This window comes from Microbacterium sp. K36, assembly GCF_004794355.1.
GTDB lineage: Bacteria > Actinomycetota > Actinomycetes > Actinomycetales > Microbacteriaceae > Microbacterium > Microbacterium paraoxydans_D.
Genome location: NZ_SSDN01000084.1, coordinates 34565 through 53715, shown reverse-complemented (window position 1 = coordinate 53715; position 19151 = coordinate 34565). Strand labels below are relative to the sequence as shown.

Below are 19151 nucleotides of genomic sequence, written 5' to 3'. Positions count from 1 at the left end.
CAGGGGATCTAGGGTGGAGGGATGAAGATCGCCCGGTTCAGCCACGACGACGCCATCATGTACGGGATCATCGACGACCGCGAGCTCGTGGTCCTGGCCGGGGACCCGATGTTCTCCGGGTACGAGACCACCGGAGCCCGCGTCCCGCTGACCGAGGTCACGCTGCTCGCGCCCGTGATCCCGCGCTCCAAGGTCGTGTGCGTCGGGAAGAACTACCACGACCACGCCGCCGAGATGGGGGGAGTGGCCCCCGAGGAGCCGCTGCTGTTCCTCAAGCCGAACACCGCCGTGATCGGCCCCGACGACGCGATCGTGCGTCCCGTCGCGCTCTCCGAGCGGACGGAGTACGAGGGCGAGCTCGTGGTCGTGATCGGGCGGATCGCCAAGAACGTGAAGGCGGAGAACGCCCTCGACCACGTGCTCGGCTACACCATCGGCAACGACGTCACGGCACGCGACCTGCAGCGCAAGGACGGGCAGTGGTCGCGGGCGAAGGGCTTCGACACGTTCTGCCCGCTCGGCCCTGTGATCGAGACGGACTTCGACCCCGCACAGGCCACGATCGAGACGCGGGTGAACGGCGAGGTCCGCCAGCATGCGCCGCTCACCGACATGATCCACTCGGTCGCCGCGATCATCGAGTACGCCTCCGCGGTGTTCACGCTCCTTCCGGGCGACGTCATCATGACGGGGACCCCCGCCGGCGTGGGCACGTTCGAGGCGGGCGACACAGTCGAGGTCGAGATCTCCGGACTCGGCATCCTCCGCAACACCGCGCGCGACGCCGCTCCCGCATCATGACCGAGGTCGCCCTCACGGCGACGCAGCAGCAGGCGGTCCAGCGCCGCACCGTGCTCGTGCTGTCGCTGGGGCAGGTGCTCGGCGGCATCGCGTTCGGAGCCACCGTGTCGCTCGGTGCGCTGCTCGCCGCGGACATCTCCGGCAGCGACGCGCTCTCCGGGCTCGCGACGGCGTCGGTGACCCTGGGAGCCGCGGTCTGCGCGATCCCGCTCGCCCGGATGGCCGCGCGCCTCGGACGGCGTCGTGCCCTCACCCTCGGCAACCTCTTCGCCCTCATCGGCATCGCCGTGGTGATCCTCGCGGCATCCGTGCGCGTCTTCCCGCTCCTGCTCGTCGGCATCCTGCTGATCGGTGCGGGGAACGCGGGCAACCTGCAGTCCCGGTTCGCGGCGACGGACCTCGCGGCGCCGCAGCATCGTGGGCGCGACCTCTCGATCGTCGTGTGGTCCACGACGATCGGCGGCGTGGCGGGGCCGCTGCTGCTCGGCCCGGGGGAGGCCGTCGGGCAGGCGATCGGCATGCCCCCGCAGACAGGTTCCTACGTCTTCTCGTTCGTGGCGCAGTGCGCGGCGCTCGTGCTCTACCTCGTCGCCCTCCGCCCGGATCCGCTGCTCGCCGCGCAGCGACTCGCGCAGGCGGCGGCCGCCACGACGAGCGCCGTCGTGGCTGATCGCCCGCGCGTGGCGCGCTATGCGATCTTCGCGATCGCGGGGTCGCACGTGGTGATGGCGTCGGTCATGGCGATGACTCCGGTGCATCTGTCCCACATGGCGCACGGCGCCCACGGTGCGGCGGCGACCCCGGCCGACGTCTCAGCACTCGTCGGCATCACCATCGCGCTGCATGTCGGCGGCATGTACGCGCTCTCGCCGGTGTTCGGCGTGCTGGCCGACCGCTGGGGGCGGCTGCGTGTGGTGCTGCTCGGGCAGGTGCTGCTCGGCGGCGCCCTGGCCTTCGCCGTCTTCGCGGGCACCGAGGCGTGGGGCGTCATGGTGGCGCTCATCCTGCTCGGCCTCGGGTGGAGCGCCGCCACGGTCGCCGGCGCCGCCCTGCTCACCGAGGCCTCGGCACCCGACGTCCGCACGCGGCGGCAGGGACGCAGCGACTCGCTGATGAGCCTGTCGGCCGCCGCCGGGTCGGTCCTCGCCGGCGTCGTGCTGGCGAACTTCCAGTACGCCGGACTCGGCATCGCGGCCTCGGTGCTCGTCCTCGCGATCGTCGCGCTGTCGCCGCTCGCCCGGAGCAGCGCGCGATGAAGGCCTGGGACGGCGTCGGAGAAGCCTATGCCGCGTCGTACGCCGCCCTGTGCGCGGGCACGGTCGATGTCCTCGCCACAGCCCTCGGACCAGCGGAGGGTCGCAGCGTCCTCGATGTCGGGGCGGGGGAGGGTGGCGTCGCGGCCCGCTTCGCCGGTCTGGGGTGGAACGTCACGGCCTGCGAACCCGAGCCGACCATGCGCGCCGTCGCCCGCCGGCGGCACCCGACGCTGCGCATCATCGACGGCGGCCTGCCGACGCTGCCCTTCGACGACCGTTCCGTCGACGCCGTCGTCGCGAACTTCGTGCTGAACCACGTCTCCTCCCCGCGGACCGCCGCCCGGGAGCTGGGGCGGGTCGCACGGGAAGCGGTCGCCGCGACGACTTGGACCCGTTCCCCGTCGTGGTTCTGGACAGAGGTCGTCGAACGCGCGGGGCTGCCGCCGTCTGCGGGGGAGAGGCTTCCGGCCGAGGAGGACTTCGATCGCACGGCGGACGGCTTCGCGGCCATGCTCGTCGACGCCGGACTCCCGGAGGTGTCGGTCACCGAGCACACCTGGACCTGGCACGCCGACCCGGACGCCCTGTGGGTCTCGGTCGAGGGCGGTGTGGCCGGCGCCGGGGCGCAGTATGCGGGGCTCTCCTCTGTCGAGCGATCCCGGTTCCGTGCAGGGTTCGAGGAGACGGTCGCCGCGCATCGGGTGGGTGCGGTGCTGCCCCTGGAGCACCGCGCGGCCGTGGCGGTCTCGCGCCGGGGCTGACCGGCCCGCACCCGTAGAATCGAAGGGCTATGGCTACTCCGCACCCCCTCACCACGACCGCCGCCGGCGCCGACGTCCGCGTCCGCTTCTGCCCCTCCCCGACGGGGCTGCCGCACGTCGGCATGGTCCGCACGGCTCTGTACAACTGGGCGTACGCCCGTCACAACGGCGGGAAGATGGTGTTCCGCATCGAGGACACCGACGCCGCCCGCGACAGCGAGGAGAGCTTCCGCCAGCTCGTCGACGCGCTCACGTGGCTGAAGATCGACTGGGACGAGGGCGTCGAGGTCGGCGGTCCGCACGCCCCCTACCGCCAGTCGGAGCGCCACGACATCTACCGCGAGGTCATCGACAAGCTCCTCGCGACGGGCGCGCTCTACGAGAGCTACTCGACGGCCGAGGAGATCGACGCCCGCAACGAGGCCAATGGCCGCGCGAAGCAGCTCGGCTACGACAACTTCGACCGTGACCTCACGCACGAGCAGAAGGCCGCCTTCCGCGCCGAGGGCCGGCAGCCCGCCCTCCGCCTGCGGGTGCCGGACGAGGACCTCACGTACGTCGACCTCATCCGCGGCGAGGTCACCTTCCCCGCGGGCTCCTTCCCGGACTTCGTCGTCGTGCGCCCCAACGGTGTGCCGCTGTACACCTTCGTGAACCCCGTCGACGACGCGCTGATGGGCATCACGCACGTGCTCCGCGGCGAAGACCTCATGCCGTCCACCGCACGCCAGCTCTCGCTCTACGCCGCTCTCATCGACGCGGGTGTGACGACGTTCGTGCCGCGGTTCGCCCACATGCCGCTCGTGCTGGGGGAGACCGGAAACAAGAAGCTCTCCAAGCGTGACCCGCAGGCCGATCTATTCCTGCACCGGGAGCGCGGCTTCATCCACGAGGGCCTGCTGAACTACCTCGCGCTGCTGGGCTGGTCGATCGGCCCGGACCGCGACGTCTTCTCGCTCGACGAGTTCATCGCCGCCTTCGACATCGAGAACGTGAACCCCAACCCGGCCCGCTTCGATCAGAAGAAGGCCGAGTCGATCAACGGCGACCACATCCGCATGCTCGACGTGAAGGACTTCGCGGAGCGCACGGTGCCGTACCTCGCCGCGGCCGGCCTTTTCGACGAGCCGACCCATGAGCAGCTCGTCCTGGCGTTCCGTGCGGCTCCGCTGGTGCAGGAGCGCGTGCAGCTGCTGGGCGAGGTGCCGGGCATGCTCGGCTTCCTGTTCCGCGACGAGGTGTCGTACGACGCGGATGCGCTCAAGGGGCTGCCGGCCAACGCGGCCGAGGTGCTGGACGCCTGCGTCACCGCCCTGGAGCCGGTCACGGACTTCACCCCGGAGAAGATCCAGGAGGCGCTGTCGACGGCGCTCGTGGAGAACCTCGAGCTGAAGCCGCGCGTGGCCTACGGGCCGCCGCGTGTGGCCATCACCGGCCGCCGGGTCTCGCCGCCGCTGTTCGAGTCGATGGAGCTGCTGGGCAAGGACGAGTCGCTGCGCCGCCTGCGCGCGCTCTCCGCGTTCCTCGCGAACTGATCCGCGACGCGCCCGAGCGGCGACACGGCACCGGTGGTTTTGGTGATCGGTCGCCGCTCGGGTAAGCTTGACTCTCGGTGCGAGGCTCCGGTTTCGCCCTTGGGGTATGGTGTAATTGGCAACACGGCTGATTCTGGTTCAGTTGTTCTTGGTTCGAGTCCAGGTACCCCAGCACTTCGAAAACCCCCGCTCCGGCGGGGGTTTTGTCGTTCTCCGGCACGGTGGCCTCAGTTCTCACGCAGCTTCGAGGAAGGGCTCGTACCGATAACCCGTCTCGTCCAGGATCGACACCGTCGATTCGGGGACCTCGAGGAATGCGCCCGGCAGATCGTTCAGCGGCTCGGACACGATCACGTGCGCCCGGCGGCCGAAGACGCGGAGCCGTTCGGCATCGGGGTACATCCGGCGAAGAGTCTCGATGTCGGTGGAGTGGAAGAGGGAGCGGGAGCGCCCAGCCGTCGAGTACCGGAACGCCCAGATGGTGGTGCCGTCGGACACCGCGAAGGTTCCCTGGACCGGGAAGTGGACGCCATGCTCGCGCCCCACGCGCTCGGCCTCGCGGATGGCCGCCCGCATCCCCGCGATCGGATCGTCCTGGAGGCCGAGGGTCAGGGCGAGGTGGAACAGTACCTCAGAGTCGGTGGTTCCCTGGATCTCGGGGTAGAGGGAGGGATCGACGGCAAGGATGAGGTCGCGTTTCACGGTCACGAAGTCCGCCAAGCCGCCATTGTGCATGAAGAGCCAGTTCGCGTGCCGGAACGGGTGGCAGTTGGTCTGCTGGACCGGCGGGCCCGCAGCGGCTCTCACGTGGCTGAAGAACAGCGGGCTCCGGATCGTGCGGGAGATCTCGCGCAGGTTCAGATCGTTCCAGGCGGGCTCCATGCTGCGGAACAGTGCGGGCGTCGGAGGCTGCCCAGAGTCGTCACCGTTCGACGCCGGATACCAGCCGAGGCCGAACCCGTCCCCGTTCACGGTCTCCGCGCCGAGGGGCGAGTCCAGGGACTGCGCCACGAGGGAGTGTCGCGCGTCGAGGATCACCTCCGACGGGTGCAGCGGTTCTCCCACGTACGCCAGCCACCGACACATGTCGACACCTCGTCCCCGACCCGATCACGTCTGTGCCCGACGATACGCTCGGTCGGCCTCCCCGGCGAGACCCGCGGATGGGGGACCGGCTACTCGCACTCCCCGAGGAACCCGAGGTAGCACACGGCCTCGTGCGCGACGGCCGGCTCGGCATCGTCGTTCGAGACCTGGCGCGTCGCCGTCTCGGGCGTCCGGGTGAGGTGTCCGAAGTCGCCGAGGGAGGCCACGTACATCCCGTCCGCGTCCTCGGCGATCATCCGGTCGATCTCGGCGCGGTGCTGCGCGCACAGGTCGGCGGCGGCGGGGACCAGGTCGACCCCGGCGCATGCTCCCGCGTACTCGGCCTCCATCAGGCCGATGCAGTCCGTCCAGTCCTGGTCCACCGCGCACGGGCTCACGCCGTCGTCGGCGACGAGGTACTTGCCGGTCTCGTACTCTTCACTGTGGAAGGTCTCGGGCTTCTCCGGCACGTCGATCTTGGTCCAGTGGCGTGCGGTCGTGAGGGCGACCACCGTCACGATCGCGGCGATCAGGAGCAGCGCGCCCACGATGCCCAGCGTCACCCAGAGTCCCACCCGGTTCTTCCGCTCCGGGCCCTCCGCGGGCGCGGGGGTCCACGGGGCGGCGGCGGGTGCCGGCGGTGGCGCTGCGGCGAATCCCGGCGCGGAGGCGACGGGAAGCTCGTGTCCCCCGAGCGGTGCCGCCGCGGGGGCGGGCGCGGCCGACGCCGTGGTCGCGAGCCAGTAGTCGTACCAGGCTCGGCTCGCCTGCTCGTCCGCGGCGACCTGCTGCGCCTCGGCGTCGGTGAGCACGAGGCCCCACGCGTCACGGGCCGGTGCATGGGGGAGGGCGGAGCGGAATTCTTCGAACGACACGGGCATGCTCGCAGAATATCGGCTTCCTCCCCGAGACCCCGGCGGTCATCCGATGTCCCCGGCTCCTGGAACAATGACGAGGTGATCGGTATGAAGTCCTTCTGGAACGCGTTGCCCACCGAGGGGCGCTGGCTGCTGTCGACCGTGGCGATCCAGACCCTCGGGCGGGGGATGACGCTGCCGTTCACGATCATCTACCTCCACGAGGTCCGCGGCTTCGACCTCGGGTTCTCCGGAGCGCTCATGAGCCTCATCGCGATCACGGGGCTCGTCGTCACGGGTCCCGGGGGCACACTCATCGATCGCTTCGGCGCCCGGCGCGTGCTGATCGTGGGATTGCTCGCGATGATCGCGGGGTGCACGCTCCTCGCATACGCCACGCATCCCGCCGTCGCGACCGTCGCGGTCGTGCTCATCGGGATCAACTTCGGGGTGTCCTGGCCCGGCTTCAACGCCCTCATCGCCTCGGTGGTCGACGGCGAGGTCCGTCAGCAGTACTTCGGCGTGAACTTCGCCCTCGTCAACCTCGGCATCGGCGTGGGCGGGATCATCGGCGGCTTCTTCGTCGACGTGACGGAGCCGTCGACCTTCACCACGATCTTCCTCATCGACGCGGCCACGAGCCTCATCCCGCTCGCTCTGCTCCTCGGCCCGCTCCGGCACGTGCGCACCCAGGCGGACCCGGACCCCGCGGTGACCACCGAGGGCGGCTACCGGGAGATCCTCCGCCGCCCTGCGGTGCTGTGGATGACGCTGCTGACCTTCTTCTCCGTCTTCATCGGCTACGGACAGATCGAGGCGGGCTTCCCCGCCTACGCCCGTCAGATCGCCCAGGTGTCGACCGCCGTCGTCGGCATCTCCTTCGCGGTGAACACGGCCGTCATCGTGCTGCTGCAGTTCGCCGTCCTCCGGCTCATCACCGGACGCCGGCGCACTAGGGTCATGCAGGTCATGGCGCTCATCTGGGCCGTCTCCTGGGTCATGCTCGGCGCCGCGGGCCTGCTTCCCGACTCGGTCACGGCCGCGATCGCCGTGATCGCGTTCATGGGCGTGTTCGCGTTCGGCGAGACGATGATGCAGCCGACGATCCCGGCCATCTACAACGATCTCGCGACGGACCGCACCCGCGGGCGCTACAACGCCCTCAACTCCGCAGCCTTCCAGGGCGGTGCCATCCTCGGCCCGCTCGTCGCGGGGGTGCTCCTCGGCGTCGGCGTCAGCGGCTGGTTCATCGCGGTCATGGTCGCGGGCAGCCTCGCCGTCGGCGTGCTGGCGGTGGTGCTGGAGCGGGTGCTCCCGGCAGCGGCCAACGGCAGCAGCGCCGAGGTCCATCGAACGGACGAGGTCGAACGGACGCCGCCGGTCTAGGCTCCGAGCATGGCCCTCGAACCGCTCTTCCTCCGCCTCGACCGGATCGCGGGTGGGCGGCAGGCCGGCGTGCTGATCAGCGACGCCGGTCGCACCCATCCGCGGACCGTCCGCGCCTTCGCCTGGATCCTCTGGCTGCTCGTCGCCGAGCTGGTGCTCGGGGTGGGCGCCGTGGTGGTCGCCCTGGTGCTCGCCGCCGACGGCGACAGCGTGCCCTTCGCCGTGTGGATGCGCACTCTCGTGGTGCTGGCGATGACGGCGACGCTGTTCTACTTCGCGTGGCGCGCGCGTCGAGGATGGCGCTGGGCCTACCTCCGGCTGCGACTGTTCGCGCAGATCTTCCCGGTCATCACCCTCGTCATGGCGGCGATCCCCGGCCTCTATCCCGTCTGGATGGTCACCGAGCAGATCGTCTTCAGCCTGATCATGATCGGCATCGCGGACTTCCTCACCAGCGACCACATGCGAGCGGTCTTCGCGAAGGACGCCGACGCGGATAGCACGCCGGCGGGGTGAGACGCCACTCCCTTCCCGCCGAGGCCCCGGTCGCTCCACACTCGGAGGAGCTGCACGGCGGGAGGAGAGACGCATGGCGCGACTGGTGCGAGTGGTACCCGGTCAGGACCCGGGCTTCACACGGAAGCGGACGAGCTCGGGATTCCGGTACGTCGATCCGACGGGGGAGCCGGCGCCCGAGGCGGATCGCGAACGCATCAGCGATCTGGTGATCCCACCGGCGTGGCAGGACGTGTGGATCGCGGCCGACCCGCTCGCGCACATCCAGGCCGTGGGGATCGACACGGCCGGGCGCAAGCAGTACCTCTACCACCCGCTCTGGCGGGTCTCCCGTGACCGTCGCAAGTTCGTCCGTGCGCTGGATCTCGCCGCAGCTCTGCCCAGCGCCCGGGCGCAGGTCACCAAGGCGCTCAAGGAGGACGGGCAGACGAAGGAGCGCGCCCTCGCGATCGCCTTCCGCCTCCTCGACGACGCCGCCCTGCGGATCGGTTCGGAACGCTACCTGGCGCGCCACGGCAGCCGGGGCCTGACCACGCTCCGCCGCCGCGACGTCCGCATCGACGGCGGCGACGTCGCCCTCTCCTTCCCGGCGAAGAGCGGACAGACCGCCGCGATCGAGATCACCGACGAATCCCTCGCCGAAGCCCTCACCGACTTCGCGAGCGGCGCCTCGACCGCCTTCCTCCTGGCGTACCGGAAAGGCCGGCGGCGGGTGAAGATCACGCCTGCCGAGGTCAACACGTACCTCAAGGACGTGCTGGGTGCCAGCTTCTCCGCCAAGGACTTCCGGACACTGCACGGCACGATCATCGCGGCGGACGCCCTCGCCCGCATCGGAGCCCTCGACCGCCGTGGTCAGCGGAACCAGGCCGAACGCCTCGCGGTGCAGGCGGCGGCGACCGCCCTCGGCAACACGACCGCGGTCGCCCGCAACAGCTACATCGATCCCCGCGTGTTCCGGCAGTACGGTCGGGGGCGGACGCTCGAGCTCGACGTGACCCCGGAGACGGCGATCCGGCGACTGCTGGGCGGACCGGAGACGTCGCGCAAGGTCAACCGGCGAGGAACAGCCACACGGCGGCGATGACGAGGGGCACGAGCGGTGTGAGGACCGCGGCGAGCACCGGCACCCCGCGGGTCCGGGTCTCGAGCTGTCGGGCCCGGGGCGCCAGTGTTTCGCCGGCGCGGCGCACCGCCTCCGGATCCAGGGGTTCGGCGGCCTCGTCGCGGTAGAGCAGGGTGCGCCGTCCGAACCGTTCGTGCAGCACCGCGATCGCCGTGAGGAACCGGCTGAGTTCTGCGGGACGGGTGAGATCGAGCGCGGGGAAGTACACGTGCAGGGTGCTGTCGACGAGTTCGAGATCGAGGTCGGCGCTGGCGTCGAGGAGCACGGCCATCAGGTCGGGGGTCAGCACGTAGAGCGCCGCGGTCTCGGAGCCCGCAGGCACGGAGACCTCGAACACGTCGCTGAAGTTCCCCTCGAGGCGCAGCTCCGTCCGTCCGCGGGGACGACGCGGCAGGAGACTCAGGGCTCCGGCGCCCCGGCGCGACCGCAACGCGATGCGCGGCACCTCGCTCGGCAACGGGATCCGCACCGCGCGGACGGTGTGCATGGTCGATCCCTCGCCGTCACCGGTGACGAACGTGCGCTCGACGGAGTCGAACGGGATCTCGGCGTCGCGCGCATCGAGGAGATCCGTGGCCGTGCGATTCCCGCGGTCGATCTGCTCGTCGATCGAACCTCCCCACAGATGATCGCCGACGTCGGGTCGATAGCACCAACCGTAAGCCTCGGCGAGCTCGATCAGTGCCGCACGCTGCCGCTGATGGCGGCGGATGCGAGCGGCGATGGTGCCGACGAGCAGGGCGCCGCCCAGGATCACCGCGAGCTGGGCGGCGAGCAGCATTGTCCCGTGCAGGCCGAATCCGACCGGGAGGAGGTACAGGGCGACGACCGCGGCGATGCCTAGGTAGGCGACGGACAGCCCGGCGAGGAGGAGGACGGCGCGCGCGCCCCCCGATGCGCCCGTCGATCCGGTGTGGTCGTGCGGCGTCACCGTCAGGGCTTGTAGACGATCGCGATGTGGAGCTGTCCGGCATCGCGGGCCCACGCCAGCCAGCGCGGCTCGCCCAGACCGCTCAGGCGCTGGATCGGGATGACGTGGATGCCGTCCTCGACCCGGCTCAGCGCGCGGAACTCGGGTTTCTTCGAGATCCAGATCGAACCGCCGCCGTCCCACGGCTCCAGGCACGTGTACACGTAGCCGTGCTCGCGCAGATTGATGCTGTCGGCGAGGCGGTCGGCCTGCGTCCGCATCTCGGCGAGCGTCTGCTCCGGCACGTCGCCGTCGAGCGTGAACGCGGCGACGTCGTACACGTTGCCTTCGCCGAAGTCGCGCGAGGTGAGGATCGAGAGCTCCGTCACGCCCTTGTCGGAGGCGCGGGTCCAGAGGGCATGGGAGTTCTTGGCGCGCTTGTTCATCAGGAAGCCGCCGAAGTTCACCTTCTGGAAGGCGAAGTCGTCGAGCTTCGCGGCGATCGATGCGCGTGTGGTCATGGCCTGTCTCTCCTTGGTCCGGGGCGGGGCTCGCTCCGGAATCGAGAGTAGGGAGGGCTGCCGGACCGGCGGGGAAGCCCGAACGACTCCGAACGACCGCCCGCCGGACGGCTGCCTTAGGCTCGGGATCATGCCCGCCCCTCGCACGCTCGATGAGCTCAGTGCAGGGCTCGGGCGTCTGCGGGCGGCGGCGGACACCCCCTCCTATGCGGAGATCGCACGGCGGATCGGAGACCTCCGCGGTGGGGAGGAGCCGGCCAAGGTGACGGTCTACGACTGTTTCCGGCCGGGGCGCCGACGCGTCGACGATCGCCTCGTCGGCGATATCGTGCGCGCGCTCGGCGGCGAGCGCGAGGAGGCGGAGCGGTGGCGCACCGCGGCGCGCACTCTGAACGGCGAACGCTCCGGGGTGCATGTGGAGGTGGATCTCGGGCCGCGCGAGAGTTCCGGCACCGCGATCGGTCGGGAGACGCTGATCGCGTCGATCCCGGACACCGGAGTCGTCGTCCTGTCGGGGCTTCCCGGCGTGGGCAAGACGACGCTCGCGTCCGCGGTGGCGGGGCCGGGGCCGGTGCTCACGGTCGAGCTCCGCGAGTCGCTGCCCGATCGTCCGCTTCCCGACCCCGTGGACATCCTGCGCCGCATGCTGGCGGCACTCGGTGCCCGTTCGCTGCCCTACGAGCTCGCACGGCTGCGTGCGCAGCTCTCCCACCTCGCGAGTCGGACGACGGTCGTGATCGAGGACGCCGGCGACGCCCAGCGGCTGGCGGCTCTGCTCGTCCCCGGTGTCCGCTTCCTCGTCACGACGCGCCGCGACCTGCGCGACCTCGACAGACGGATCCCGGGCGGCGGCGTCGGAGTGACGCACGTCGTGGTGCCGCCGATGGAGGACGCGGATGCGCGCCGCCTGCTGACGGCCCTGCTCGACGACGACGGTGCCGTCACTCCCGTCCGGGGCGACGGCATCGACGGCGAGGCGCTCGGACGGATCGTCGCCGTCGGCGGCGGCCTCCCGCTGGACCTCGCGATGCTCGCCGGCATCGTGAGGGAGCACCCGGGGTGGTCCTTCGACGATCTCGCCTCCCGCTTCGAGAACGAGCCGCGGGATGCGCGCATCCGTCCTGTCCTCGAAGCCGCCACGCGGTCCCTGCCGTCCGCGGACGCCGAGGTCCTCGCGGATGCCGCCCTCCTGGATCGCGACATCGACGAGGACGTGCTGCGCGCTGCCGTGGGGCGGGAGGCGGAGCAAGCGCTGGGGCGTCTGCAGGCCCGGCACCTGCTCGAACGGCATGCGGGGCGGGTGAGCATGCACGACACCGTGTTCGCCTTCGCGGCGGAGCGGTCGCGCGCGCTGCGGCCGTCCTCGACGCGGCGGGGGTTCGTGCAGCGGGCGGCGCAGGCGGTGCTCGACCGGATCGCCGACGACCCCGACTATGCCGCTCGCGAGGTGAACACGGTGCTCGCGGTGGCCGCCGCGGCGCGCGAACACGAGCTGGACGGCGCGGTGGAGCGTCTGGCGCTGGACGCGCACCCGGGCCTGGCGCGGTGGTCCCTGTGGAGCGAGTCCCTCGAGCTGCACGACCTCGCCGCCCGTGGTCGCGGGCTGGAGCTCGTGCCCGAGATCGCCCTCGGGGTCGCGCACGGTGCCGAGAAGCTGGGCCGGCTGGACGAAGCCCTCATCACCCTGCATCGCGTGCGCCGGATCGCCGAGGGCGCGGCGCTGGCGCGTACCTGGAATCAGATCGGCAACGTCCAGCGGTGGATGAGCCATCTGGAGGACGCCCTCGCGTCCTATCGCCGGGCCGTCGACATCGCCCGGGAGGCGGGCGACCGGGTCGTCGAGGGACGCGCCACGGGAAATCACGCGGACACGCTTCGCATCCTCGCCCGCTACCCGGAGGCGGAGGAAGGGTACGCCACGGCGCTGCGCATGGCCGTCGCCGAGGGGGACGACCTCAACATCGCCGTCGTGCGCGGGAATCGCCCCTTGCTCTTGCTGGCGGTCGGGCGCCTGGACGAGGCCGAGGCGGAGCTGCAGGAGCTTCTCGCCGCGTCGAACGTGGCGTCCCTCCCGTTCGTCCGTCGGACGCTGGCACTCGTGGCGGAGGCGCGCGGTGACGACAGGCTCGCCGAGCTCCGCTGCGCCGATGCCGCGGAGACGCTGCGGGTGGCAGCCGAATTCGGCACCTCCGCCGACCTCGACCTGCTCTCCGCGCGCATCCGGGGTCGCCGAGGAGAGACGGACTCGGCGGCAGCCGACGCCGAACGGGTGCTCGCGGCGGCCGAGCAGGCCGGGTCGCCGCTCATCGCGACGGAGGCGGCGAACTCGCTCGCCGAGATCCTCGTGCAGGGCGCCGCTGCGGACGCCACCCGCTGGGCGCATGCGGACCGTCATGCGCGGGAGGCACGCAGCGTCGCGGAGGCGACGGGCGATCGCGCCGAGGTGGCACGCAGCGACGCGATCCTCGCGCGCGCTGCGGCTGCCCGGGGCGACGAGGTGGAGGCCGCCGCGCGAAGGGCCGCCTCGCACCGCCTCTATGCGGCGCTCGGACATCGGCTCGCCGCCGTGTGAGCGCGCATACGCTCCCCGGTCGCCGCCGGGAAGATGCCAGGATGGAGGGATGCACACCGCGAACCTGACCCGTGAGGAGACCGCGGCGCGATCCGCTGCGATCACCCTGCACCGCATCCGCGTCGAGCTGGACCTGACCGGAGCCCCGGAGCGGGCGCGGACGGGCTTCCCGACCACGACCGTCCTGGAGTTCGATGCGACCGTCCAGAGCACGTGGCTGGACTTCATCGGCGAGGAGGTCCGGCGCGTCGAGGTGAACGGCGAGGAGCGGGACGTCGTCTACGACGGGGCGCGCCTGACGATCGACGGCCTCGCGGCCTCGAACGTCGTCCTGGTCGAGGCGGTCGGTGCCTACAGCCGGTCGGGGGAGGGCCTTCACCGGTTCCACGACCCGGCAGACGACCTCACCTACCTGTACACCCAGTACGAGCCCGCGGACTCCCGCCGGGTGATGGCGTGCTTCGAGCAGCCGGACATGAAGGCGGAGTACACCTTCGTCGTCGACGCGCCGTCCGGGTGGGAGGTGCTCTCGAACCAGTCGCCGGCTCACGTCGACCTCGGCGTCGGCGTGCAGCGGGTGCAGTTCGCCCCCACGCTGCCGATCTCCAGCTACATCACGGCGGTCGCGGCCGGCCCCTATGCCCGCGTCGACGGGGAGTGGACCAGAGACGAGCAGCGGGTCGCCCTCGGCGTCTTCGTCCGCCGTTCGCTCGTCGACCACCTCGAGGCCGACGAGATCCTCGAGGTCACCCGGCAGGGGCTCGACTTCTTCACCGACGCCTTCGCCTATCCCTATCCCTGGGGCAAGTACGACCAGATCTTCGTCCCCGAGTACAACCTCGGCGCGATGGAGAACCCCGGTCTGGTCACCTTCACGGAGGGCTACCTCTCGCGCGGTGCCGCCACCGAGGCGCAGCGGGCGAGCCGGGCCAACACGATCCTCCACGAGATGGCGCACATGTGGTTCGGCGACCTCGTCACGATGACGTGGTGGGACGACCTCTGGCTCAAGGAGTCCTTCGCCGACTACATGGGATCGCACGCCTCGGCGGTGGCCACCCGGTTCCACGACGCCTGGGTGACGTTCGCCATGCGGCGCAAGGCCTGGGCCTATCAGCAGGATCAGCTGCCGACGACGCACCCGATCGTCGCCGACATCCCCGACCTCGAGGCCGCGAAGCTGAACTTCGATGGCATCACCTACGCCAAGGGCGCCTCGGTGCTGAAGCAGCTCGTCGCCTTCGTGGGCGATGACGCCTTCTTCGAGGGGGCTCGCCGGTACTTCGCCGCCAACGCGTTCGGCAACACCACCCTCGACGATTTCCTCGTCGAGCTCAGCGCGGTGTCCGGGCGGGACATGACCGACTGGGCCGCCGCCTGGCTGCAGACCACGGGCGTCTCGACGATCTGGACGGAGACCGACGCCGATGGAGGACACCACCTCGTGCAGGACGACGTCCGTCCGCACCGCCTGCGGATCGGGCTGTACGACCGCGTGGACGGCCGCATCGTGCGGCGCGAGCAGCGGGAGCTGGACCTGATCGGGGAGCGCGTGGACATCGACCTCCCCGAGGCCGATCTCGTGCTGCTCAACGACGACGACCTCACCTATGCGAAGGCGCGCCTCGACGAGCGGTCCCTCCGCACCGTCGAGGAATCGCTGTCCGACATCGAGGATCCGCTCGCCCGCGCGCTCGTGTGGTCGTCGCTGTGGAATGCGACCCGCGACGGCGAGCTCGACGCGGCCCGCTTCGTCGCCATCGTGCGGGCGCACGCGCCGCGGGAGTCGAACGGCGGGCTGCTGGCCGCGGCTCTCCTCGACGCCGCTTTCGCGCTGCGGCATTTCGTCCGCGACGACCGACGCGACGCGGAGCAGCGCGCCTGGACCGAGGCCACGTGGTCGGCGCTACAGCAGGCGGACGCCGGCAGCGACGCCCAGCTCTCCTGGGCGCGCGCGCTGGCGGCGGCCTCGGCTTTCGACGACATCAATCATGCCGAGGTCCGTGCCCTGCTCGATGGCGATGTGCCCGAGGGGCTCGTCGTGGATCCCGACCTGCGCTGGCAGCTCCTCACGGCCCTCGTGACGACGGGTCATGCCGATCTCGCGGACATCGCGGCCGAGGAGGAGCGGGACGACACCGGCGACGGACGCACCGCCGCCCGCCGCGCTCGTGCCTCCGTTCCTGACGCGACGGTCCGCGCGGCCGCCTGGACAGCCGCATGGGATGACCGGTCGCTCACCAACGACCACCTCGATGCCGAGATCGCGGGCTTCCGCGCCGGCGGCCGCCGTGACCTCATCGAGTCCTTCGACCAGGAGTACTTCGATCGGATCGGAGCCGCGTGGACGGAGCGGAGCATCGAGATCGCTCGTCGACTGGTGATCGGGCTGTTCCCCGCGCGGTCGTCGCTGGATCTCGTCGATTCCTGGCTGGCGGCCAGCCCCGAGGCCCCGGCGGCGCTGCGGCGACTCCTCGTCGAGCAGCGCGACCACCTCGCCCGCGACCTGCGGGTGCGGGGCGCTCAGGGCTAGGTCGCGGCCGTCGGCACCGTCATGCCCATCACCGTCCGCACGATCCAGGGATGGGCATGGTCGTCGGCGATGTGGGTCATACCGAGCTTCTCCGCCACGCCTCGTGACGCCTGGTTCTCGGGGTGGATGATGGCGGTGAGGAGGGTCGGCGCGAAGGTCTGTGCGACGAGGTCGACGCAGGCGCGCGCGGCTTCGGTCGCATAGCCGCGTCGCTGGCGGTCGGTGCGGACGTGATAGCCGACTTCGAGCACGGGGGAGCCGTTCACCGACTGCCAGGTGAGACCGCAGTCGCCGAGGAACTCCCCGTCGTGCGTCTCGATGATCCAGAGCCCGTGGCCGTCCTCGCGGTAGCGCTGCTGCATGCGCGCGATCCATGCGGCGGCCTCCGTTCGCGACTTCGGCGCCGGGTAGTAGGCCATGACCTCCGGATCACCGAGGAGCGCCGCCATCTCGTCGAGATCGTCGGCGGTCATCTCCCGGAAGGCGAGCCGCGGCGTCGGGGCGGGCAGGAGGCGTCGCGGTGCGGTCACAGATCCACGGCGTCGCCGGGTTCGAGCACGAGGAACTCGCCGCCGCCCTGCTCGGTCGCCCACTGCAGTCGCTGGCGGTGCATGTTCTTGCCGATCACGGACAGGGTCATGTCGTGCGTGCCGAACGCCCGGCGGGGCTTCACGGCGAGGACGTAGTCGATTGCCTCCCCGATCTTGAGCCACGGGGCTCCGAGCGGCGCGGCGAGGGTGCCGACCTCGACGCCCTCGGGCACCGCATAGGAGTCACCGGGGTAGTAGAACGTGTCGTTGACGAGCACGCCCAGGTTGTCGATCGTCGGGATCGACGAGTGGATCACCGCGTGCGTGCCGCCGAAGAAGCGCAGGGTGAAGGAGCCGGCCTCCACGGTGTCGCCGGGGGAGACGACGGTGATCTCATAGCCCTCCGCCGCCTTCGCCACGCCCTCCGGCCCGAAGATCGGGGTCCCGGGGGCCGCGCGCAGGATCCGGTCGAGGTGCTCCGGCGTCCAGTGGTCGGGGTGCTCGTGCGTGAGCACGATGGCGACCAGTCCGCTGAGGTCGTGCAGCGGGGCGGTGAAGGATCCCGGATCGATCAGGAGGGTGTCGTCGTTCTGGTCCAGGCGAAGGGTGGCATGTTCGAACTTGGTGACGCGCATGAGACGAGTCAACTCCTTCCCGGGGTCTGCGGCAAACGGGAATCGGCGCGCCACGCCCGGGATCTCGGTTGGAGTGGCCTCGATTTGGCGCCATGAGAATCGCCGTGGCATACTTGAACGGTTGTCGCGGAACGGAAAAGTTCCGCAAGACGGCCCCATCGTATAGCGGCCTAGTACGCCGCCCTCTCACGGCGGTAACGCGGGTTCGAATCCCGCTGGGGTCACACAACACGACGAAAGCCCTCCGGTTCTCCGGGGGGCTTTCGTCGTTCCCGAGCGTGCGCGTCAGTCGTCCGCGCGCAGCGACAGGGTCCGGAACGCACGAGCTCGGAGCGGCACGAGCATGAGCGCCATCATCGCGCCACCGGCCACGGCGAACGGCACCCAGACGGTGGTGAGGGAGGCCAGCGCGCCGAAGCCCGCCATTGCGAGCGGCATCAGGCAGTCGTCGCCGAGCCGGGTGAGGGAGCCCATCCGACCGAGGAAGGCGGTGTCCACCGTCGCGGCGAAGGTCGCGCTCAGCAGCACGGAGGCGTAGCCCGCAGTGGCGCCGACGACGGTGGCGGCGACGGCCACCGTCCAGGCGGGGCCGAACCCGAGCGCGACGATGCCCGCTCCCTGGACGACGAGCGCGCCGAACCCGCTCCGCGCCTCGTGGCGCGGCCGCCATCTCGCGACTGCGGCAGCCCCCACGGCGGCGCCGAGGCCGAGGAGGCCCTCGAAGAGGCCGACCGCGGGAGCCCCCCAGCCCTCATCGTGCGCCCGCAGAGCCAGGCCGATTCCGACGGCGGGACCCACGGCGAGATTGAGCCCGGAGAGGGCGATGACGAGCGTGCGCGTCGTGGGGTTCGCTCCGAGGTGGGCGAACGCCGCGCCGATCGCGCGCAGGGACGACGTGCGCGGGGCCCGGGCGAGCCGGAACCGCGGGCGGAGGGCGATCGCCAGGAACCCGACGACCAGAGCGAAGGTCACCGCGTTCGCCGACGCGCTCCCCGCGAGACCGGCCTGCGCCACGAGCAGGCCGCCCAGAGCGGCGCCACCCATCGTGCCGAGGCGGGACGCCGTCTGGACGACAGCCGCATAGGAGGGGAGGTCGTCGGTGCGTACCAGCTGTCGCCCGATGGTACCGGCCGAGGGCTCGTAGAACGCGTCGCACACCCCGAACGCCACGGCGGCGGCGAGCAGGACGGGCACGGTCGGCGCATGCGAGACCGTCCACACGGCAGCGGCGACGAGCACGCCCACACGCGCCGCGTTGCAGACCATCATCACCCGGCGGGCGTCGGCGCGATCCGCGAGGACTCCGCCGAAGAGCAGGACCAGGGCGCGCGGAATCGTGCCGGCGGCGACGATGAGTCCGGCGACGGCGGGGGAGGCGATCTGCACGGCCGTCCACGCCAACGCGATCGTCCACACGGCGTCGCCGGCGTCTGACAGGGCCTTCACGCCGATCCACGCGTGCACCATCCGGTCACGCCGGAACGGAGGGGGGCTGGAGAGCTCGACGGGCGGGGTGAGCGCGGTCATCACGGCTCCGTGGGGAACGCGTGGGCGAAGAAGAAGACCGGCGTGCGCGCCTGGCCGTCGCCTTCGTCGATCGAGGCCTGCCAGTCCCGCACCACGCCCAGCACGCGCGCGGAGAGGTCGCGCAGTTCCTCCGGGGTCGCCCACGCGGTGGTCTCCGTGTTGGAGGCGTCGTAGTCCGCGACGGCCGGGTCGCCTCGTCGGCGGTGCCAGCGCTGCAGACGGTCGATCTGCATGCGGATGCCCTGCCGCTGTGCCTCCCTGGCGAGAAGCGCATCGCCGGGGGAATCGGCGAAGTCCTCCACCGACCAGGTCAGGCCCCGCCGTGCGACCGTCCACCAGCTCGTGCGCCGATCGCCGATGGGGTCGGCGGCGCGCTCGACGATGCCGGCACGCTCGAGCATCCGGAGGTGATGGCTGATGCTGCCGACCTGACTCTCGAGCGCGCGGGCGATCGCCGTCACCTGCGAGGTGCCGTACAGCAGGAGGTAGTCGTAGATGCGGCGTCGCAGCGGATGGTGCACGGCGGTGATCACGGAGATGTCTTCCACGCCCGAAGGCTATGCAGCCGTTCGGAGACGCACAAGACCTCTTGTATACCC

At 71.1% G+C, this 19151-nt stretch carries 17 protein-coding genes and 2 tRNA genes; 11 read left to right on the top strand and 8 right to left on the bottom strand.

Annotated features, from left to right (window positions below; translation table 11 throughout):
• Window positions 1-21: 21 nt before the first annotated feature.
• The 5 genes from DW296_RS10605 to DW296_RS10585 all read left to right on the top strand — a co-directional run bounded on the left by DW296_RS10605 (window position 22) and on the right by DW296_RS10585 (window position 4525).
• Window positions 22-801 carry a fumarylacetoacetate hydrolase family protein gene (locus DW296_RS10605; RefSeq protein WP_136052200.1) on the top strand — a complete coding sequence of 260 codons (780 nt, stop codon included), beginning with the start codon at window positions 22-24 and terminating at the stop codon, window positions 799-801.
• Window positions 798-2057 (top strand): MFS transporter, encoded by a 1260-nt coding sequence (locus DW296_RS10600; RefSeq protein WP_136052199.1) that lies wholly within the window; start codon window positions 798-800, stop codon window positions 2055-2057. The genes DW296_RS10605 and DW296_RS10600 overlap by 4 nt, the downstream gene beginning before the upstream one ends.
• Window positions 2054-2818, top strand: coding sequence for a class I SAM-dependent methyltransferase (locus DW296_RS10595; protein WP_136052198.1), 765 nt, complete (start codon window positions 2054-2056; stop codon window positions 2816-2818). Before DW296_RS10600 ends, DW296_RS10595 begins: the two co-directional genes overlap by 4 nt.
• Window positions 2819-2847: 29 nt before the next feature.
• The gene (gltX, locus tag DW296_RS10590; RefSeq protein WP_136052197.1) at window positions 2848-4353 is read left to right on the top strand and encodes a glutamate--tRNA ligase; all 1506 of its coding nucleotides are present in this window, start codon (window positions 2848-2850) and stop codon (window positions 4351-4353) included.
• 100 nt (window positions 4354-4453) lie between these two features.
• Window positions 4454-4525, top strand: a tRNA-Gln gene (locus tag DW296_RS10585).
• 62 nt (window positions 4526-4587) lie between these two features.
• Here DW296_RS10585 and DW296_RS10580 read toward each other — a convergent pair.
• Together DW296_RS10580 and DW296_RS10575 are read right to left on the bottom strand one after the other, a co-directional pair.
• A complete protein-coding gene (locus tag DW296_RS10580; protein ID WP_136052196.1) occupies window positions 4588-5439 on the bottom strand; it encodes a class II glutamine amidotransferase in 852 nt (283 codons plus the stop codon).
• Between the two features lie 89 nt (window positions 5440-5528).
• Entirely contained in the window at window positions 5529-6320 is a 792-nt protein-coding gene (locus DW296_RS10575; protein ID WP_136052195.1) for a hypothetical protein, read from the bottom strand.
• Between DW296_RS10575 and DW296_RS10570 the strand changes: the two genes are divergently transcribed.
• The 3 genes from DW296_RS10570 (at window position 6279) to DW296_RS10560 (ending at window position 9285) form a co-directional block, all read left to right on the top strand.
• Window positions 6279-7682 (top strand): MFS transporter, encoded by a 1404-nt coding sequence (locus tag DW296_RS10570; protein WP_446724139.1) that lies wholly within the window; start codon window positions 6279-6281, stop codon window positions 7680-7682. The genes DW296_RS10575 and DW296_RS10570 overlap by 42 nt on opposite strands.
• Before the next feature lie 9 nt (window positions 7683-7691).
• On the top strand, window positions 7692-8198 hold the full coding sequence (locus DW296_RS10565) for a hypothetical protein (protein WP_136052194.1): 507 nt from the start codon (window positions 7692-7694) through the stop codon (window positions 8196-8198).
• Between the two features lie 73 nt (window positions 8199-8271).
• Window positions 8272-9285, top strand: a complete 1014-nt coding sequence (locus DW296_RS10560) for a DNA topoisomerase IB (RefSeq protein WP_136052193.1) — start codon at window positions 8272-8274, stop codon at window positions 9283-9285.
• Here the strand turns inward: DW296_RS10560 and DW296_RS10555 are convergent.
• Together DW296_RS10555 and DW296_RS10550 are read right to left on the bottom strand one after the other, a co-directional pair.
• A complete protein-coding gene (locus DW296_RS10555) occupies window positions 9251-10255 on the bottom strand; it encodes a hypothetical protein (RefSeq protein ID WP_136052192.1) in 1005 nt (334 codons plus the stop codon). The genes DW296_RS10560 and DW296_RS10555 overlap by 35 nt on opposite strands.
• A gap of 2 nt (window positions 10256-10257) precedes the next feature.
• Complete coding sequence (locus tag DW296_RS10550; protein ID WP_136052191.1) at window positions 10258-10755, bottom strand: hypothetical protein; 498 nt, start codon at window positions 10753-10755, stop codon at window positions 10258-10260.
• Between the two features lie 130 nt (window positions 10756-10885).
• On the opposite strand from DW296_RS10550, the gene DW296_RS10545 reads away from it, so the two are divergent.
• Entirely contained in the window at window positions 10886-13327 is a 2442-nt protein-coding gene (locus tag DW296_RS10545; RefSeq protein WP_136052190.1) for a hypothetical protein, read from the top strand.
• A 49-nt stretch (window positions 13328-13376) separates the two neighbouring features.
• Window positions 13377-15860 (top strand): aminopeptidase N, encoded by a 2484-nt coding sequence (gene pepN, locus DW296_RS10540; protein ID WP_136052189.1) that lies wholly within the window; start codon window positions 13377-13379, stop codon window positions 15858-15860.
• On the opposite strand, the gene DW296_RS10535 is transcribed toward pepN, so the two are convergent.
• Both DW296_RS10535 and DW296_RS10530 read right to left on the bottom strand, forming a co-directional pair.
• Entirely contained in the window at window positions 15857-16390 is a 534-nt protein-coding gene (locus DW296_RS10535) for a GNAT family N-acetyltransferase (RefSeq protein ID WP_240743062.1), read from the bottom strand. The genes pepN and DW296_RS10535 overlap by 4 nt on opposite strands.
• The gene (locus tag DW296_RS10530; protein WP_136052188.1) at window positions 16387-17025 is read right to left on the bottom strand and encodes an MBL fold metallo-hydrolase; all 639 of its coding nucleotides are present in this window, start codon (window positions 17023-17025) and stop codon (window positions 16387-16389) included. The genes DW296_RS10535 and DW296_RS10530 overlap by 4 nt, the downstream gene beginning before the upstream one ends.
• A gap of 151 nt (window positions 17026-17176) precedes the next feature.
• Here DW296_RS10530 and DW296_RS10525 point away from each other — a divergent pair.
• Window positions 17177-17249, top strand: a tRNA-Glu gene (locus tag DW296_RS10525).
• A gap of 61 nt (window positions 17250-17310) precedes the next feature.
• Here DW296_RS10525 and DW296_RS10520 read toward each other — a convergent pair.
• Window positions 17311-18552, bottom strand: coding sequence for an MFS transporter (locus DW296_RS10520; protein ID WP_136052187.1), 1242 nt, complete (start codon window positions 18550-18552; stop codon window positions 17311-17313).
• On the bottom strand, window positions 18552-19100 hold the full coding sequence (locus DW296_RS10515; protein ID WP_136052186.1) for a helix-turn-helix domain-containing protein: 549 nt from the start codon (window positions 19098-19100) through the stop codon (window positions 18552-18554). Before DW296_RS10515 ends, DW296_RS10520 begins: the two co-directional genes overlap by 1 nt.
• Window positions 19101-19151: the final 51 nt, after the last annotated feature.

Excerpts from the sequence above, each read along its gene's own strand:
- DW296_RS10605 (WP_136052200.1), top strand. The coding sequence starts at position 22 with ATGAAGATCGCCCGGTTCAGCCACGACGACGCCATCATGTACGGGATC.
- DW296_RS10600 (WP_136052199.1), top strand. The coding sequence starts at position 798 with ATGACCGAGGTCGCCCTCACGGCGACGCAGCAGCAGGCGGTCCAGCGC.
- DW296_RS10595 (WP_136052198.1), top strand. The coding sequence starts at position 2,054 with ATGAAGGCCTGGGACGGCGTCGGAGAAGCCTATGCCGCGTCGTACGCC.
- gltX (WP_136052197.1), top strand. The coding sequence starts at position 2,848 with ATGGCTACTCCGCACCCCCTCACCACGACCGCCGCCGGCGCCGACGTC.
- DW296_RS10580 (WP_136052196.1), bottom strand. The coding sequence starts at position 5,439 with ATGTGTCGGTGGCTGGCGTACGTGGGAGAACCGCTGCACCCGTCGGAG.
- DW296_RS10570 (WP_446724139.1), top strand. The coding sequence starts at position 6,279 with ATGGGGGAGGGCGGAGCGGAATTCTTCGAACGACACGGGCATGCTCGC.
- DW296_RS10575 (WP_136052195.1), bottom strand. The coding sequence starts at position 6,320 with ATGCCCGTGTCGTTCGAAGAATTCCGCTCCGCCCTCCCCCATGCACCG.
- DW296_RS10565 (WP_136052194.1), top strand. The coding sequence starts at position 7,692 with ATGGCCCTCGAACCGCTCTTCCTCCGCCTCGACCGGATCGCGGGTGGG.
- DW296_RS10560 (WP_136052193.1), top strand. The coding sequence starts at position 8,272 with ATGGCGCGACTGGTGCGAGTGGTACCCGGTCAGGACCCGGGCTTCACA.
- DW296_RS10550 (WP_136052191.1), bottom strand. The coding sequence starts at position 10,755 with ATGACCACACGCGCATCGATCGCCGCGAAGCTCGACGACTTCGCCTTC.
- DW296_RS10545 (WP_136052190.1), top strand. The coding sequence starts at position 10,886 with ATGCCCGCCCCTCGCACGCTCGATGAGCTCAGTGCAGGGCTCGGGCGT.
- pepN (WP_136052189.1), top strand. The coding sequence starts at position 13,377 with ATGCACACCGCGAACCTGACCCGTGAGGAGACCGCGGCGCGATCCGCT.
- DW296_RS10530 (WP_136052188.1), bottom strand. The coding sequence starts at position 17,025 with ATGCGCGTCACCAAGTTCGAACATGCCACCCTTCGCCTGGACCAGAAC.
- DW296_RS10520 (WP_136052187.1), bottom strand. The coding sequence starts at position 18,552 with ATGACCGCGCTCACCCCGCCCGTCGAGCTCTCCAGCCCCCCTCCGTTC.